Raw genomic sequence first — 16,525 nt, 5'->3', positions numbered from 1 at the left:
CAAAGGTATCAATTCAAACAAAAGTACTAAATTTGCATAACTTATGGAAAGTAACAGACAAAGAAAAGTAGCACAGATTATCCAGGAAGACTTCGCAGAGCTTTTCCGCAAACAGTCTTCAGAAAGCAAGCAGAGTATATTGGTATCCGTTTCAGATGTAAAAGTAACGGCAGATCTGGGTATTGCTAAAATTTATTTAAGTATTTTCCCGCAGGAATTCCGTTCCGCGGTGATGAAAGAAATTGAAGAAAACAAACCTCAGTACAGAAATTTTATCGGTCAGAAAATGGCCAAACAGGTACGTATTATTCCGCAGCTTAACTTTTATCTTGACACTGCTCTTGATGATGTCGAAAAATTGGAAAGAGAATTAAGAGGCGAAGGCGATAATCCTGTTTTATAAATCTTGAAGAATATTGCATTTTATATAGCATCCAGATACCTTTTGGCTAAAAAAGGGAGTACTGCTGTGACCTTTATTACCTGGCTTTCGGTAGGTGCAATGATGGTTGCTGTAACTGCAATGTTTGTTATTATATCAGTATTCTCGGGCCTTGAAATCCTGAATAAAGATCTTATTTCCAATCTTCACGCAGACCTCACCCTGAAAAGTACATCAGGCAAAACTGTGAAAGACATGGATAAGGTTGCGTCTGTTTTAAAGAACGACAAAGCAATCAGCAGTTTTTCCCGTGTCATTGAGGAAAAAGTCTATGTTAATTATAAAGATAAAGGCGATATTGCTTATTTAAGAGGTGTTGATTCCGCTTACACGAAAGTGAATCCTATTGATAAAGATGTATTCTACGGCACTTATCCAAGTTTCAAGTACTCCAATGAAGTGCTGATGGAAACCAATCTTCACAACAGACTTTCGATTCCTATAGATTCCTCAGGAAATTATGCAACTGTTTTTATGCCTAAGCCGGGAACGGGGATCATTAATAAGGAAGAGGACATCTACAATAAAAGAGATTTTCTGGTAACAGGTGTTTTTCCCGGAAAAGAACAGCTTGACAGTTACATCATTGCTCCGATAGAACTTACAGAAGAATTACTGAACCTTCCCAAGAAATCAGCCTATCAGATTGTAATTAAATTAAAAAATCCGGAGAATGCTGATGCTGTAAAGCAGAGCCTCCTTGCCTCACTGGGCAAAAATATCGAAATAAAAACCAAGGAAGAAGAAAATGCAGCTTTCTGGAAGATGATCAATACAGAAAAAATGTTCATTTACCTGATTTTTGCATTGGTGATTTTTATTACAACCTTTAATCTGGCCGGAGCCATTATTATTCTTCAGCTTGATAAAAAAGAACAGTCAAGGTCTCTTATTTCACTAGGTTTTCCGATCAGCCATTTAAGAATGACCTATTTTTATACCGGACTTCTTATCGTAATCTCGGGAGTTATCTCCGGATTAATTCTAGGAACGCTGCTCTGCTATTTCCAGCTTTATACGGAATTCTTCAGAGCTAATGAAATACTTCCTTTTCCTGTAAAAATTGTCGGGAAAAATTATCTTATCGTAGCATTCACGGCTTCCCTGTTCGGAATTATTATTTCATGGTTCTTTTCCAAAATCAGCAAAGATTATATTACCAAAAGTTAATATGACGAATTTAAAATAAAATATACTTCATTTTCAATTTTTTGTACCTTTACGGCCCAATTTTTTTGAAATGAAACAAATTTTATCTTTTTTCTTATTAAGTTTTGCAATTATTTTTGCATCAGCACAAGCACCAGCCGGTTATTATGCTACTGCTACAGGGTTGACTGGTGCTCAACTTAAAACGGCTCTTAAAAATATAATTTCGCAAGGGCATCAGGACAATGGCTACAATGGTCTATGGACTGGTTACGCAACAACAGACCGTGACAATTTCTATGAAAATGACGGAACTATTCTGGATATTTACTCTGAAAATCCAAATGGACCAGATTCTTATTCATATACCTTAGGTACAAATCAATGTGGTGGTAGTGGCTATAACAGTGAGGGTGACTGCTACAACAGAGAGCATATTGTACCCCAAAGCTTATTCAATGAGGCACATCCAATGGTAGCAGATATTCATTTCATCCGTGCTACAGATGGGAAAGTCAATGGTATGAGATCGAACTATCCATTCGGGAAAGTACAGAATGCTACTTTTACTTCGTATAATGGTTCTAAGCTCGGAAATTCAGCATCTCCTGGATATGGGGGAACTGTATTTGAGCCTATCGATGCTTTCAAAGGTGATGTAGCAAGAATGATCTTCTATTTCGTAACGAGATATGAAGACGGCCTTTCAGGATTCAGTACAGGAAATATGCTTGGCGGATCAGCCTTCCCGGGTCTTCAGCCATGGGAACTGAACCAGCTTTTAGCCTGGCATGCTGCAGATCCTGTATCCGCTGAGGAAATTGCCAGAAACAACGCATCTTATACCTATCAGGGAAACAGAAATCCATTTATAGACAACCCTTCTTACGTTAACCAGATATGGGGCACACCGGTTGCAGATACACAGGCTCCTACTGCTCCTACCAACCTTATTACTCAGAATCCTACATCCAGTACGATTTCTTTAAGCTGGACAGCGGCTACAGATAATATCGGGGTTACAGGCTATGATGTATATGCTAACGGAGTATTCAAAATGACGGTTTCAGGCACTACTGCCACTGTTCAGGGATTGGCGCCGTCTACCACTTATACTTTCTATGTGATTGCTAAAGATGCTTCAGGAAATGCCTCTCCGCAAAGTAACAATGCAGATGGAACAACTTTAGCAGGACAGCCGGGAGGAACAAGCTGTGGAACTGAAAATTTTGAGACAATTACAGGTGCTCCAAATACATATGCAACAACAGTATGGACTAATAATAATATTACCTGGACCGCAACCGATGCAAGAACCGACCAGACACTTTCAGGGAAAGCAATTACTATCAGAAACGGAAGTCTTACAAGTAGTACAATTTCAGGAGGTATTGGAAGCTTATCTCTAAAAGCCCAACTGAAATTTAGTGGCGATCCGGGCAGTCTCAACGTTCTGGTAAATGGTGTAACAGTAGGAACAATTCCTTACACTGCATCAGCTCCAGCAGCTTCAATTACAATCAATAACATTAACGTAAGCGGAGATATTGTCATTAAAATTGTAAATCCGATAACAGGAAATAGAGTCGCCATTGATGACCTTACCTGGACATGTTTTGGTACATTAGGAACTTCGGAGGTGAAAAAAGACAAATCGGAATTCACAATCTACCCTAACCCGGTAAGAAATAATGAACTATCCGTAAAAGGTGAAAATTTAAATAAAATTTATAAAGCTGAGATTTATGACCTTTCCGGTAAATTAATCGAAGTGATTGCAAATCCGTTTAAAAACTCAAACAAAATCAACCTTAAAGGACTTACCAAAGGAAACTACATTTTAAAAACAGACAGTTTCTCTACAAAATTCATGGTAGACTAACCCGTAAAAAATATTTAGTAACAAAGACCGATTTCTTCGGTCTTTTTTTTATTTTTGATGTATGGATTCCAATAAAAAATTAGGATTGATAGGAAAGAATATTTCCTATTCCTTTTCCAAAAAATTCTTCGAAGACAAATTTCAGAAATTAATGCTGAAAGATTTCACCTATGATATTTTCGACCTGAATGAAATTGATGAAGTAAAGAAGCTCCTTAATGATCCTGAGCTTTTGGGATTTAATGTTACCATCCCCTACAAAGAAAAAATTGTGGATTACCTTGACGGCCTGAGTGACGAAGCGGAGAAAATTGGAGCAGTCAACTGTGTTTTAATCAAAGACGGAAAAAAGACAGGTTACAATACCGATGCTTTCGGTTTTGAGAAAACGCTTCTTCTCCATAAGAAACCACACCAGGACAAAGCTTTGATTTTAGGAAATGGCGGGGCTGCAAAAGCTGTGAAATATGTCATGGATAAACACGGAATTCCATCCATCATTATCTCCAGAAATTCTGAAGTTAATTTTAATAATCTCGACAGTGATACGGTACGCGACTATAAAATCATCATCCAATGTACACCTGTAGGTACATTTCCTAACGTTGAGGACTGCCTTGAATTTCCTTTTGAAGGAATCACTTCCGAACATCTGATCATAGATCTGATCTACAACCCGAATTACACCCAATTCATCATCAATGCATCAGAAAAAGGAGCGAAAACAGTCAATGGGTATTATATGCTTGAACAGCAAGCAGAAAAAGCCTGGGAAATTTGGAATTTTCAAAAAAAATAACCTAAATTAGTACCTTAATTGACTTTACAGCTATATACAAAAGGATATTAACGCCACTCACATAAAAGATTTGCTATGACTACAGAAAACAATCTTTCTGAAAACGAAGAAAACAAAAATTCTAATGAAGTATCTCCGGAAGAAACCTCGGAAACCTCTGCATCTGCCATTGAAAATACTCATGATGATGCAGAACATTTAGAGGAAGACCATGTTGAGGATATCTCTCTGGCTGATGCTTTGAAAGAAATGGAAACCATTATCAACTCACCTAATGCAGGTGAAAATTTCAAAAGATTCAACCAGTTAAAAGAAAAAGCAAGTCATTACATCCATGATGAAGTGGAAGACAAGAAGCATGAATATACAGAAGGCGGAAATGCCCCTGAAAACTTCAGCTACGAGCATCCTTCACAGTCCAGGCTCTCTGCTTTAATCAATATTTTCAGAGAAAAGCACGACAGCTATCAGAAATCTCAGGACGAAGAGCAAAAGAAAAACCTTGAGCACCGTCAGAATATCATAGAAAGGCTTAAAAATCTTTATACCAATTCCGAACCGGGAACCAATCTCTTCAAATCCATCCGTGAGATCAAAGAAGAGTGGTCAAAAGCAGGACAGGTTGCTAAGTCTGAATTTAAAATCCTAAATAACAACTACTTCCATCACCTGAATCAGTTTTATCAGATGCTGGATCTGAATAAAGAATTTCTTGAACAGGAATTCAGCCATAATCTGGAAAAAAGGCAGCACATCATTGCCCGTGCCAAAGAACTGGAAAATGAGCCGGTAATTCAGAAAGCACTGAACGAGCTTCAATATCTTCATAAACTATGGAAAGAAGAAGCTGAACCTGTAGCTGAAGAATTCCGGGAAAAAACATGGGAAGAATTCAAGGAGATTTCCAACAAAATCCACGAAAGAAAATCTGAACTTTCAGCAGCTATCGAAGGTGAACAGAACACCAATCTGGAAAAGAAAAATCAGATCATTGCGGAAATTAAGAAACTGTCCGAGCCTTCTGAAACGCCTAACCACAGTTACTGGCAGAATGCAATTAAGAGGGTGGAAGATCTCCGCACAGAATTCTTAAAAACAGGAAGCGTTCCAAGAAAACTTTCCAACCAAAACTGGAATGATTTCAAAACGACGCTCAGAGGCTTCAATACAACAAAAAACAATTACTATAAATCCCTGAAAGGCTCCCAACAGGCCAATCTGGAAGAAAAACTGAAGCTTATCCAGACTGCCCAGGATAATATGAACAATGAAGAATGGGATATTTCCGTTCCTCTGTTCAAAAAACTTCAGGAAGACTGGAAAAAGATCGGGCATGTTCCAAAAAGCATGACCAATAAAATCTGGGATGAATTCCGCGACGCGTGTAACACATTTTTCAATAATTACAGAGAGAAAAATAACGCATCCAACGATAACTGGAAAGAAAACTACAAGCAGAAAAAAGAAATCCTTGAAGAACTGAAGACCGTTTCCAACGAAGAAGGCAGTATCGAAAGAATAGAAGCTATAAAAACAGCCTGGAACAACATCGGAAAGGTACCGAGAGACAAAATTTCCATCAATACCGAATTCAACAGAGCTTTAAGAGAAAAACTGAAGCTGAATAAGATCAATGAACTTGAACTTAAAGAAGAAGGATTAACAGAAAACCAGCTTACAGACAAAGCAAGAAAGATCAAGAGCCAGATTTCTGACCTTGAAGGTGAGATTGTAAAACTTGAAAACAACCTTGCGTTCTTCAACAAGCCATCAAGAGAAAATCCTCTTCTGAGAGATACATTCAACACGATTGACGAGAAGAAGGCTCATCTGGAAACCTTAAAACAGAATCTTCACAATATCATTACAGGAGATTAATTTATTAAACAAATATAAAAAGGCGGAGCAAAGAAATTTGTCTTCGCTTTTTCTTTTTACCTTATGAATACCGACGAATTATACATAAAAAGATGCATTGAGCTGGCTCAAAAAGCCCTTGGTAAAACCTACCCCAACCCTCTCGTAGGCAGCGTGATTGTTCATGAAGGAAAGATTATCGGGGAAGGATATCATCATAAAGCAGGAGAAAACCATGCTGAAATCAATGCGATCAACTCAGTAGAAAACAAGGCTCTTATCCCGGAATCCACCATTTATGTTTCTCTTGAACCATGTGCCCATTATGGAAAAACACCACCGTGTGCTTTAAAAATCAAAGAACTTGGCTTTAAAAAAGTAGTCATAGGCGCGATGGATTCCCATGACAAGGTAAATGGAAAAGGAAAAAAAATTATTCAGGATGCAGGTATCGGAGCCGTTTCAGGAGTACTTGAAAAGGAATGTATTGAACTTAATAAAAGATTCTTCACTTATCACGAAAAGAAAAGACCTTACATTATCTTAAAATGGGCAGAATCAGGAGATGGTTTTTTAGATAAAGATTTCAAACCGACAGCTATTTCAAATACTTTGGTTAACCAGTTCGTACATCAGTTGAGAGCCGATGAGCACGCTATTTTAGTGGGTACACAAACTGCCTTGAATGATAATCCAAGCCTGACCGTAAGAAATGTTGAAGGAATAAACCCCTTCAGAATCCTTATTGATCTCGATCTGAAAGTTCCGGAAGATTTTAAAATATATACCCCTGAGGCACCAACTTTGGTTATAAACAGTAAAAAAGAAGAAACCAAAGACCATATCAAATTCATCAAGATTGAAAAAGAAAACTTTCTGAACAACCTGATGACTGTTCTGTACAAAGAACAGATACAATCCGTTATTATAGAAGGAGGCAGCTATACCCTACAGCAGTTTATTAAAGAAGGGCTTTGGGACAAAGCTATTGTAATCAGAAACAAAAGCCTCCTACTGGAGAATGGTACTAAAGCACCTGATATATCGGACCTTAAACCCAATGATATTAAAATATTCAGAGATAATACAATTTCATTTTACAAACTAAATCCTTAGATTAAAATTTTTATTTTATCAGTATCATTTACATTAGCATAAGTCATTTAACATAATAAAATTTTCAGAAAACAACATTTTAATAGAAAACAAATAAGTAACTTCATGGTGAATTAAAACTTTGAATCCAAATTATAATTAAAATGAAAAATCTAAAGAAAATTTCAAGAATTGGCTTAAAAAGCATTACCGGCGGAGCATTTGTAAACTGTACACTTCCTACCGGAGAACCCACAAGATGCAGAGATAAGTGTCCTGAAGATTTTTGTGGTCCTACAAACTACATGTGTCTGCTTCCATTGGATTATTGCGGATCATAGAAGGACCTGTCGTAAAATAAAAGAAGCCGTCAAAATTTTGACGGCTTCTTTTTAATTTATGATTGCATAACTTATCCTGTATTTTATACTTTTGCATTGATAAAGCCGGCACGAATGACGTTTGAATACAAAACCATAGAAAAACCCATAGAAAACACCTTACTAAAAGAAAAAGGAAGCAAGTTTATCGGATTTGCCTTTCCTGTCAATAATGAAAAGGAATTAAAGGCAGCATTAGATAAAATCAGGGCGGAGCACCCTAAAGCGACCCATCACTGCTATGCTTTCAGAATGGGCCTTGAAGGAGAAAATTACCGGGCCAATGATGATGGAGAACCATCCGGAAGCGCGGGTCTTCCGATCTACAATCAGCTTCTGGCCCATGAAATAACGAATGTCTTAGTAATTTCTGTCCGGTATTATGGTGGCACAAAGCTTGGCGTTTCAGGATTGGTGAAAGCCTATAAAGAATGCGCCAAGATGACACTGGAAGAAGCCCATATTGTCACCCGGGAGCTTGAAACAGAAATTGAAATTCAGTTTAACTTTAATCAGCAGAATACCATTTTCACCCTCCTTTCGAAATTTGATGCAAAGGTTCTGAATTTTGATGCCAATGAAAACTGTATCCTTATCGCTTCTTTAAAATTATCCCAAAAAGAAAGCATCTCAGATAAATTATCCGAGATGCAGTATGTTTCATTTGAATTTATAGATTAGTCCCTTCTGCTTCCTAACAGTAAAGATCCCCAGTATAAAAGCTGCGCCAGAGATCCGATAGCTGCAACAACGTACGTTCTTGCCGCCCATTTCAGGCTGTCCTGAACCCCCACAAATTCTTCCTGAGTAACTGTTCCTGTATCCTTAAGCCATTTCATGGCCCTGTTACTTGCATCATATTCCACCGGAAGGGTTACAAAAGCAAAAAGCGTTGTCATTGCAAACATCGCCACTCCTATCGCCAGAACCGTAGTATTACCGTTTGGATTATCAATAGATCTCGTCGCCGCCATAATCCCGATACCGGCAATTAGGACAAACTGCATTAAATTAGAACTTATATTAACAACAGGAACCAGTTTTGAACGCAGATTCAGCATTGAATATCCTACCGCATGCTGAACTGCATGCCCACATTCATGTGCCGCTACAGCCGCAGCCGCAGCATTTCTCTGCATATAGACTCCTTCTGAAAGATTAACTGTTTTATCTGCCGGGTTATAATGATCCGTCAGCTGACCCGGAACGGAAATTACCTGCACATCATTGATCCCGTTATCTCTAAGCATTTTTTCTGCCACTTCTTTTCCGGAAAGGCCGTTTCTGAGATGTACATTGGAATAATATTCAAATTTCGATTTCAATCTCGACGAAACCCACCAGCTCACCATCATTGAAATACCGATAATGATATAATAACCCATCATTTTATATAGATTTTTTGTGTTTAAATTTTAATCATAATGATGTAAAAACTGTGCCAAAGTATTACATTTTATTATCTATATTTGCTCTTTAATTACCCTCTAAACTATGTCTAAAGTTTCAGTTATTGAAGTAAAAAACCAAGATGAATTAAAAAAGTTCGTAAGGTTTCCAATGGATCTTTATAAAAATAATCCTTATTATGTCCCTTCCTTTATCAAAGACGAATTCAAAATCTGGGACGAAAAGGAAAATCCGGCACTACAGTATTCAAAATCGAAACAATATCTTGCACTGAAAGACAATAAAGTTGTTGGAAGAATCGCTGTAATCATCAACCATAAAGAAGAAAAGGAACTAGGCATCAGAAAAGTCCGGTTCGGATGGATCGATTTTATTGATGATAAAGAAGTTTCTAAAGCGTTGATTCAAAAAGCTATAGATTATGCCAAAGAAAATAACATAGAGAAGATCGAAGGGCCAATGGGCTTTACCAATCTTGATAAGGCCGGAATGCTTACGATGGGCTTCGACAAATTAGCTACCATGATCGGAATCTATAATCATGAATATTATCCTAAACACCTGGAAGATCTTGGAATGACCAAAGAAAAGGAATGGGTGGAATATGAAATGAACTTCCCAAAAGTTCTTCCTGAAAAAGTCGAAAAATTCAGTGGACTGATCGCTCAGAAATACAAGCTTAAAGTACTTAATTTCAAATCAAAGCAGGAAATTTTACCGTTCGTAGAACCTATGTTTAAATTGCTTGATGAAACTTATAAGCACCTTTCTACCTACACTCCTATCACGGATGAGCAGATACAGACTTACAAAGAAAAGTATTTCCCTTTTATAGACAAAAACTACGTGATCTGTGTAGTGGACGAAAACAATGAACTGATTTCCTTTGCCATTACAATGCCTTCCTATTCCAAAGCACTACAAAAGTCAAAAGGAAAGCTCCTTCCATTCGGATGGTGGCATTTTTTGCAGGCAGGAAAGAAAAACGACCGGGCCAATTTTTATCTGATCGGAATTCACCCTGAATACCAGAGACGTGGTGTAACGGCCATTATCTTCAAAGAAATTTTTGTACGTTTTACCAGTATGGGAATTCAGTTTGCAGAAACCAATCCTGAACTGGAAGAAAACAAAAGTGTTCAGCTACTGTGGCAGGACTACAACCCTGTAAACCATAAGAGAAGAAGGACATACTCCATGACTTTAGTTAATGAGTAATGAGTAATGAGTAATGGGTAATAAGCGATGAGTTATTAGTAGACTTATTTTATATCTGAAACTAATAACTCAAACTTTACAACCTGGAAATTTCAAACCATCTACCCTGCCTAAAACTTCAAAACACTAAACCCACATCACGAAACCCGAACCTCACAACATCCATCCCATGAAACCACATCTCATTGTCTTCGCCGTTCTTATTGCCATATTCATTGCTTACAATTTCTTCTTCCGTATCGAGGACGACAGGATGAATACGATCGTTAATATTGCTCTTGCCAGTATTCTTTTTGGATATATATCGTTCATGGCCTATTCTCTCCTCAAAAAAATGAAGAAATAAATACTATTTTTATTGATTCTAAATTACCACTTTTCCCTATTTTCATCCCACTTTTAAGCTTATTAATTTCATGCTTTCTTGTTTATTCGCTAAATTTGCAAATTGAGATAATAATGCAAAAATGAATTTACCTGAAAGTTATATTCCAATTCTAATTCAAGCAGGTGTAGCTGTGGCATTCGTAGCTGTTTCTTTGCTTGGAGCCCATTTTCTGGGACCAAAACAGAAGAAAGGAAATTCTGTAAAAAACCAAAGCTGGGAATGTGGGGTTCCTGTAGAGGGAAATGCGAGAACGCCGTTTTCCATTAAATACTTCCTGACTGCGGTATTATTCGTACTATTCGATATTGAAATCGTATTTTTTTACCCATATGCGGTGAATTTCAGAGAATTCGGAATGGAAGGATTCCTGGCCGTACTTACATTTGTTGCAATTTTCTTCATGGCGTTTTTCTATGTTTGGAAACGCGGTGCATTAGATTGGGACAAATAGAGAATTTATAAATTTTAAATTAAAATTTTAGATGGGGATTTTGAATTAAAAGTTAATTTAAAATCTAAAATTTAAAATCTAAAATCATCTACAAGATGTCAGATAAAAAACCAGTAATAAGAACAGATGCACCTGCTCCGGAAGGATTTGAAGGAGAAGGTTTTTTCGCAACGAAACTGAGCAGTGTAATCGGAATGGCAAGAAAGTTTTCACTTTGGCCGTTACCTTTTGCAACCTCTTGTTGTGGTATCGAGTTTATGGCAACCCTGAACCCTACCTATGATGCTTCAAGATTTGGTATGGAAAGAAACTCTTTCTCACCAAGACAGGCAGATATGCTGATGGTTTGCGGAACCATATCCAAAAAGTTAGGACCCGTCCTGAAAGAAGTTTACACTCAGATGGCTGAGCCAAAATGGGTGGTTGCTGTTGGAGCCTGCGCTTCCAGCGGTGGTATTTTTGACACATACTCTGTATTACAGGGAATTGATAAAATTATTCCGGTTGACGTATACGTTCCGGGATGCCCTCCGAGACCGGAACAGATCATCGAAGGGGTAATGCAGGTTCAGGCCCTTGCAGAAAGCGAAAGCATCAGAAGAAGAGATATGCCTGAATACCAGAAACTATTAGATTCTTACAACATAAGCAACTAACGGAAATGACAAACGAATTTGTATTAGAAGCAATCACAAGAGAATTTCCGGAATCTGTCATTTCAAGCTCAGAACCTTATGGAATGTTAACCATTGAGGTGAAGAAAGATGATATCAAAAAGATCATTCACTATCTGAGAGATTCATCGTTAGGATTCAATTTTCTTACCGACATCTGCGGGATTCACTATCCCGAATTTCCGGACAAGGAAATTGGTGTCATCTATCACCTTCATAATATGATGGACAATTTCAGATTGCGTCTGAAGATCTTTATGTCCAGAGAAAATATTGAAGTGGACTCCCTTGTGGAATTATTTGCAGGAGCCAATTGGATGGAAAGAGAAACCTATGATTTTTATGGAATTAAATTTAAAGGACATCCTGATCTGAGACCTATCCTCAATATGGAAGACCTCGGATACCATCCTATGCTGAAGGAATACCGACTTGAAGACGGTACCAGAACAGATAAGAACGATGATATGTTCGGAAGATAAAAATAATGCAGTAAGCAATAAGCAATAAGCAGTAAGCTTAAAGCCTAGCGCCTAAAGCCTAAAGCATTTAAATTATGAAAGATAACTCATTATCTAATATACTTAACCAATACGAAAGTAAGGAGCAGATTGACGGGCAGCTTTACACCCTCAATTTAGGACCTACCCACCCGGCAACTCACGGAATCTTCCAGAACATCTTAACGATGGATGGGGAAAGAATCCTTCACGCAGAGCAAACCGTAGGATATATCCACAGAGCATTTGAAAAAATTTCCGAAAGAAGAAATTATTCTCAGATCACTACCCTTACCGACCGTATGAATTACTGTTCTGCACCCATCAATAACTTAGGTTGGCATATGACAGTTGAAAAGCTCATCGGTGTTAAAGTTCCGAAACGTGTAGATTATATGCGTGTTATTTTAATGGAGCTGGCAAGAATCGGTGACCACCTGATCTGTAACGGAGTAACCGGGATGGACTCAGGAGCAATTACAGGTCTTACCTACATGTTCATCGAAAGAGAACGTATTTATGATATGTACGAGCAGATCTGCGGAGCGAGAATGACCACCAATATGGGAAGAATCGGAGGTTTTGAAAGAGATTTCACCCCGAAATTCCATGAGTTATTAAAGGATTTCCTTAAAACTTTCCCGCCAAGATTCAAAGAATTCTGTACGTTATTGGAAAGAAACAGAATTTTCATGGACAGAACCATCGGAGCAGGAGCCATTTCTGCAGAAAGAGCATTAAGCTATGGTTTCACAGGTCCGAACTTACGTGCGTCTGGCGTAGATTATGATGTAAGAGTTGCACAGCCTTATTCTTCTTATGAAGACTTCGACTTCATTATTCCGGTAGGAACTGCAGGTGATACATACGACCGTTTCATGGTCCGTCAGCAGGAAATCTGGGAATCTATTAAAATTATCAAACAAGCATACGAAAACCTTCCTGAAGGACCATTCCACGCGGATGTTCCCGATTTCTACCTTCCTGAAAAGGCAGATGTTTATCAGAAAATGGAAGCTCTGATCTACCATTTCAAAATTGTAATGGGAGAAACAGACGTTCCTAAAGGAGAAGTTTACCATGCTGTAGAAGGAGGAAACGGAGAATTAGGATTCTATCTGGTGAGCGACGGCGGACGAAGCCCTTACAGACTTCACTTCAGAAGACCATGCTTTATCTACTATCAGGCCTACCCTGAAATGATCACAGGTTCTGTAATTTCAGATGCGATCGTTACCATGTGTAGTATGAATATTATTGCGGGAGAATTAGACGCATAAAATTGTAAAAAGTATCATTGTAAAATGTATTTATGATTTTGCAGTGATTAAAATAAATAAGTCATTAGTACATTGTACATTGTACAATAATACATTCAATAAAATGAGCGAAACAATAGCTTTTAAACCGGAAAGTTTAGAACAGGTCCACAAAATTATCGCAAGATATCCTGAAGGAAGACAAAAGTCTGCTCTTCTTCCTGTACTTCACTTAGCACAGAAAGAATTCGGAGGATGGTTAGACGTTCCTGTGATGGATTATGTTGCTGAATTATTAAGTATCAAGCCAATTGAAGTATATGAAGTAGCTACTTTTTATACCATGTTCAATATGAAACCGGTTGGTAAATATGTTTTGGAAGTATGCCGAACGGGACCTTGTATGGTATGCGGAAGCGAAAAAATCCTTGACCATATCAGAACCAAACTGAACATTAAGGACGGGGAAACTACTGAAGACGGTATGTTCACCCTGAAGCCTGCCGAATGTCTTGGAGCCTGCGGATACGCACCAATGATGCAGCTTGGAAAATTCTTTCATGAAAATTTAACGATAGAAAAAGTGGACGAAATCCTTGATCTTTGCAGACAGGGACAGGTTGCCTTGGATTAATAGAAATTTTAAATTCTAAATTTTAGATTTTAAATTATTCACTAAAGTTTAATAATAATTAATGCAAGAAGCCAGAAGCCAATTGCAAGAAGCAAATAACAATGAGTAAAAAACTTTTACTTAAAGACGCACATATAGAAGGCATTCGCTACTTTGAAACTTACCGCAAACAGGGAGGATACACTGCAGCTGAAAAAGCCTTGAAAATGACACCCGATGAAATCCTTGAAGAAGTAAAAGCTTCCGGACTTCGTGGCCGTGGTGGAGCCGGATTCCCGACAGGGATGAAATGGAGCTTCCTGGCAAAACCGGAAGGCGTTCCAAGACACCTGGTGGTAAATGCAGATGAATCTGAGCCCGGAACTTTCAAAGACAGATATCTAATGGAATTCCTTCCTCATCTATTGATTGAAGGAATGCTGATTTCCTCTTACTGCTTAGGATCAAACACTTCATATATCTATATCCGTGGAGAATATTCATGGATTCCTGATATTCTTGAAGAAGCTATTGAAGAAGCCAAAGCAGCAGGATTTTTAGGTAAAAACATCCTGGGAACAGGTTTCGATTTGGAAATTTATGTTCAGAGAGGTGGTGGAGCTTACATCTGTGGTGAAGAAACCGCATTGCTTGAATCCCTTGAAGGAAAAAGAGGAAACCCAAGATTAAAACCACCATTCCCGGCTGTAAAAGGTCTTTGGGAAAGACCAACGGTGGTAAACAACGTTGAATCTATTGCGGCAATTGTTCCAATCATTGACATTACAGGTGCTGAGTACGCCAAAATCGGAGTGGGAAGATCTACAGGTACAAAATTAATTTCTGCCTGCGGAAACATCAACAAACCGGGGGTATACGAAATCGATATGACCATCACTGTAGAAGAATTCATCTACTCTGACGAATATTGTGGTGGAATTAAAGACGGTAAAAGATTAAAGGCTTGTATTCCGGGAGGAAGCTCTGTTCCAATCGTTCCAGCAAACTTATTGTTGAGAACAGTGAACGGAGAGCCAAGATATATGAACTACGAATCATTGGCAGACGGTGGTTTCGCAACCGGAACCATGATGGGTTCAGGAGGTTTCATCGTTCTGGATGAAGACCAGTGCATCGTGGAACACACCATGACTTTAGCAAGATTCTATAATCACGAAAGTTGTGGACAATGTACTCCTTGCCGTGAAGGAACGGGATGGATGTATAAGATTTTAAAGAAAATAGAGAAAGGAGAAGGAAAAATGGAAGATATCGATCTACTTTGGGATATCCAGAGAAAGATCGAAGGAAACACGATTTGTCCGTTGGGAGATGCAGCAGCATGGCCGGTTGCAGCAGCAATACGTCATTTCAGAGATGAATTTGAGTGGCACATTAAAAACCCTGAGCTGTCTCAGACACAAAATTATGGATTAGCTAATTATGCTGACCCTATTCCGGCTGTTGAAAAAAATGCATAGCTAAAAAATGAAGAAGTTATTGGTTGTCGGCTTAATGATGTCGGGGTTTGCTTTTGGGCAAATAAAACAGGATACATTAGACAAAGAATATAAACTGGAGGTAGCTCCAAAAAAAGAAAAGAAACAGAAACCCAATCCTTTGAGCAAGAAAGGCCAGGTGTTTGTTTTCTTTGGCTGGAACAGAGGTGCTTTTAGCAACTCAGATATCCATTTTACAGGAAATGGTTACGATTTTCAACTGAATAATGTACAGGCAAGAGATAAGCCTACAAAATTTGGAATCGTTTATTTTGATCCAAGCTGGTTTACCGTAACACAGTACAATTTCAGGATTGGATATTTTATAAAAGATAATTTAGCCCTTGTTTTAGGGATAGATCATATGAAATATGTGATGAAGCAAAATCAGACCGTTGATTTTTCAGGCACAATTTCAGATCCTAAATATGCAGGAATGGTACAGAACGGTCAGGTAAATTTAGCTGACGAACAGTTTCTTACTTTTGAGCATACGGATGGATTGAATTATGAAAATTTAGGTCTTGAGAAATACAGGAACCTTGTTCATAAAAAGAATATAGATCTGGTATGGTCTTATGGAGCAGGAATCGGGGTGATGTTTCCTAAAAGTAACATCAAGCTTTTTGGAAATGAAAGAAGTGACCGTTTTCACGTAGCAGGTATGGGAACCGATCTTAGAACCAGCCTTAACATGGTTTTCTGGAAAAACTGGATGATCAGGGCAGAGGCTAAAGCCGGATATATCAATATGTGGGATATCAAGACTACATTAAATAATAAGCCGGATAAAGCACGTCAGGATTTTGTTTTCGGACAGGTCCTTGCAGGCATCGGATATACATTTAACACGAAGAAGTATAATTAAAATAGAGCTTAACGCCTTAAAAGCATAAGCGAAAGCATAGA

At 38.1% G+C, this 16,525-nt stretch carries 18 protein-coding genes; 17 read left to right on the top strand and 1 reads right to left on the bottom strand.

The genetic code is table 11. The features are described 5' to 3' along the window. Positions 1–43: 43 nt before the first annotated feature. The 8 genes from rbfA to BUB03_RS19400 all read left to right on the top strand — a co-directional run bounded on the left by rbfA (position 44) and on the right by BUB03_RS19400 (position 8,285). Complete coding sequence (rbfA, locus tag BUB03_RS19430; protein WP_040996922.1) at positions 44–403, top strand: 30S ribosome-binding factor RbfA; 360 nt, start codon at positions 44–46, stop codon at positions 401–403. 3 nt (positions 404–406) lie between these two features. Next, complete coding sequence (locus tag BUB03_RS19425) at positions 407–1,612, top strand: ABC transporter permease (protein WP_073066274.1); 1,206 nt, start codon at positions 407–409, stop codon at positions 1,610–1,612. Between the two features lie 70 nt (positions 1,613–1,682). Next, entirely contained in the window at positions 1,683–3,473 is a 1,791-nt protein-coding gene (locus BUB03_RS19420) for an endonuclease (protein ID WP_073066272.1), read from the top strand. 61 nt (positions 3,474–3,534) lie between these two features. After that, positions 3,535–4,272, top strand: a complete 738-nt coding sequence (locus BUB03_RS19415) for a shikimate dehydrogenase family protein (RefSeq protein ID WP_040996924.1) — start codon at positions 3,535–3,537, stop codon at positions 4,270–4,272. Positions 4,273–4,347: 75 nt separating this feature from the next. Next, positions 4,348–6,150 carry a DUF349 domain-containing protein gene (locus BUB03_RS19410; RefSeq protein WP_040996926.1) on the top strand — a complete coding sequence of 601 codons (1,803 nt, stop codon included), beginning with the start codon at positions 4,348–4,350 and terminating at the stop codon, positions 6,148–6,150. A 63-nt stretch (positions 6,151–6,213) separates the two neighbouring features. Beyond that, entirely contained in the window at positions 6,214–7,245 is a 1,032-nt protein-coding gene (gene ribD, locus BUB03_RS19405; RefSeq protein WP_073066269.1) for a bifunctional diaminohydroxyphosphoribosylaminopyrimidine deaminase/5-amino-6-(5-phosphoribosylamino)uracil reductase RibD, read from the top strand. Between the two features lie 143 nt (positions 7,246–7,388). Further along, positions 7,389–7,565 (top strand): bacteriocin-like protein, encoded by a 177-nt coding sequence (locus tag BUB03_RS21960; protein ID WP_155859135.1) that lies wholly within the window; start codon positions 7,389–7,391, stop codon positions 7,563–7,565. A gap of 114 nt (positions 7,566–7,679) precedes the next feature. Next, on the top strand, positions 7,680–8,285 hold the full coding sequence (locus BUB03_RS19400; RefSeq protein ID WP_073066267.1) for an IMPACT family protein: 606 nt from the start codon (positions 7,680–7,682) through the stop codon (positions 8,283–8,285). On the opposite strand, the gene BUB03_RS19395 is transcribed toward BUB03_RS19400, so the two are convergent. Beyond that, on the bottom strand, positions 8,282–8,992 hold the full coding sequence (locus tag BUB03_RS19395; protein ID WP_175547518.1) for a zinc metallopeptidase: 711 nt from the start codon (positions 8,990–8,992) through the stop codon (positions 8,282–8,284). The two genes, BUB03_RS19400 and BUB03_RS19395, sit on opposite strands and share 4 nt — an antisense overlap. Positions 8,993–9,098: 106 nt before the next feature. On the opposite strand from BUB03_RS19395, the gene BUB03_RS19390 reads away from it, so the two are divergent. The 9 genes from BUB03_RS19390 to BUB03_RS19355 all read left to right on the top strand — a co-directional run bounded on the left by BUB03_RS19390 (position 9,099) and on the right by BUB03_RS19355 (position 16,484). Continuing rightward, positions 9,099–10,232, top strand: a complete 1,134-nt coding sequence (locus tag BUB03_RS19390) for a GNAT family protein (protein WP_040996930.1) — start codon at positions 9,099–9,101, stop codon at positions 10,230–10,232. A 169-nt stretch (positions 10,233–10,401) separates the two neighbouring features. Beyond that, positions 10,402–10,578: a hypothetical protein gene (locus BUB03_RS21955; protein ID WP_175547517.1), complete on the top strand. Its 177-nt coding sequence runs from the start codon at positions 10,402–10,404 to the stop codon at positions 10,576–10,578. A gap of 121 nt (positions 10,579–10,699) precedes the next feature. Further along, positions 10,700–11,071: an NADH-quinone oxidoreductase subunit A gene (locus BUB03_RS19385; protein WP_040996932.1), complete on the top strand. Its 372-nt coding sequence runs from the start codon at positions 10,700–10,702 to the stop codon at positions 11,069–11,071. Positions 11,072–11,166: 95 nt separating this feature from the next. After that, complete coding sequence (locus BUB03_RS19380; protein ID WP_034712360.1) at positions 11,167–11,727, top strand: NADH-quinone oxidoreductase subunit B; 561 nt, start codon at positions 11,167–11,169, stop codon at positions 11,725–11,727. Positions 11,728–11,732: 5 nt separating this feature from the next. Continuing rightward, positions 11,733–12,227: an NADH-quinone oxidoreductase subunit C gene (locus BUB03_RS19375; protein ID WP_040996936.1), complete on the top strand. Its 495-nt coding sequence runs from the start codon at positions 11,733–11,735 to the stop codon at positions 12,225–12,227. A gap of 74 nt (positions 12,228–12,301) precedes the next feature. Continuing rightward, positions 12,302–13,525: an NADH dehydrogenase (quinone) subunit D gene (gene nuoD / locus BUB03_RS19370; RefSeq protein ID WP_040996938.1), complete on the top strand. Its 1,224-nt coding sequence runs from the start codon at positions 12,302–12,304 to the stop codon at positions 13,523–13,525. Positions 13,526–13,628: 103 nt separating this feature from the next. Next, the gene (locus BUB03_RS19365; RefSeq protein WP_040996940.1) at positions 13,629–14,138 is read left to right on the top strand and encodes an NADH-quinone oxidoreductase subunit NuoE family protein; all 510 of its coding nucleotides are present in this window, start codon (positions 13,629–13,631) and stop codon (positions 14,136–14,138) included. A gap of 101 nt (positions 14,139–14,239) precedes the next feature. Beyond that, positions 14,240–15,598, top strand: a complete 1,359-nt coding sequence (nuoF, locus tag BUB03_RS19360) for an NADH-quinone oxidoreductase subunit NuoF (RefSeq protein ID WP_073066261.1) — start codon at positions 14,240–14,242, stop codon at positions 15,596–15,598. A 7-nt stretch (positions 15,599–15,605) separates the two neighbouring features. After that, positions 15,606–16,484 carry a hypothetical protein gene (locus BUB03_RS19355; protein ID WP_139258931.1) on the top strand — a complete coding sequence of 293 codons (879 nt, stop codon included), beginning with the start codon at positions 15,606–15,608 and terminating at the stop codon, positions 16,482–16,484. Positions 16,485–16,525 lie beyond the last annotated feature (41 nt).

It is taken from the genome of Chryseobacterium oranimense, assembly GCF_900129755.1.
GTDB classification, from domain to species: Bacteria; Bacteroidota; Bacteroidia; order Flavobacteriales; family Weeksellaceae; genus Chryseobacterium; species Chryseobacterium oranimense.
Note: the sequence above shows the minus strand (reverse complement) of the source record. Positions and strands in the feature narration are given on the sequence as shown.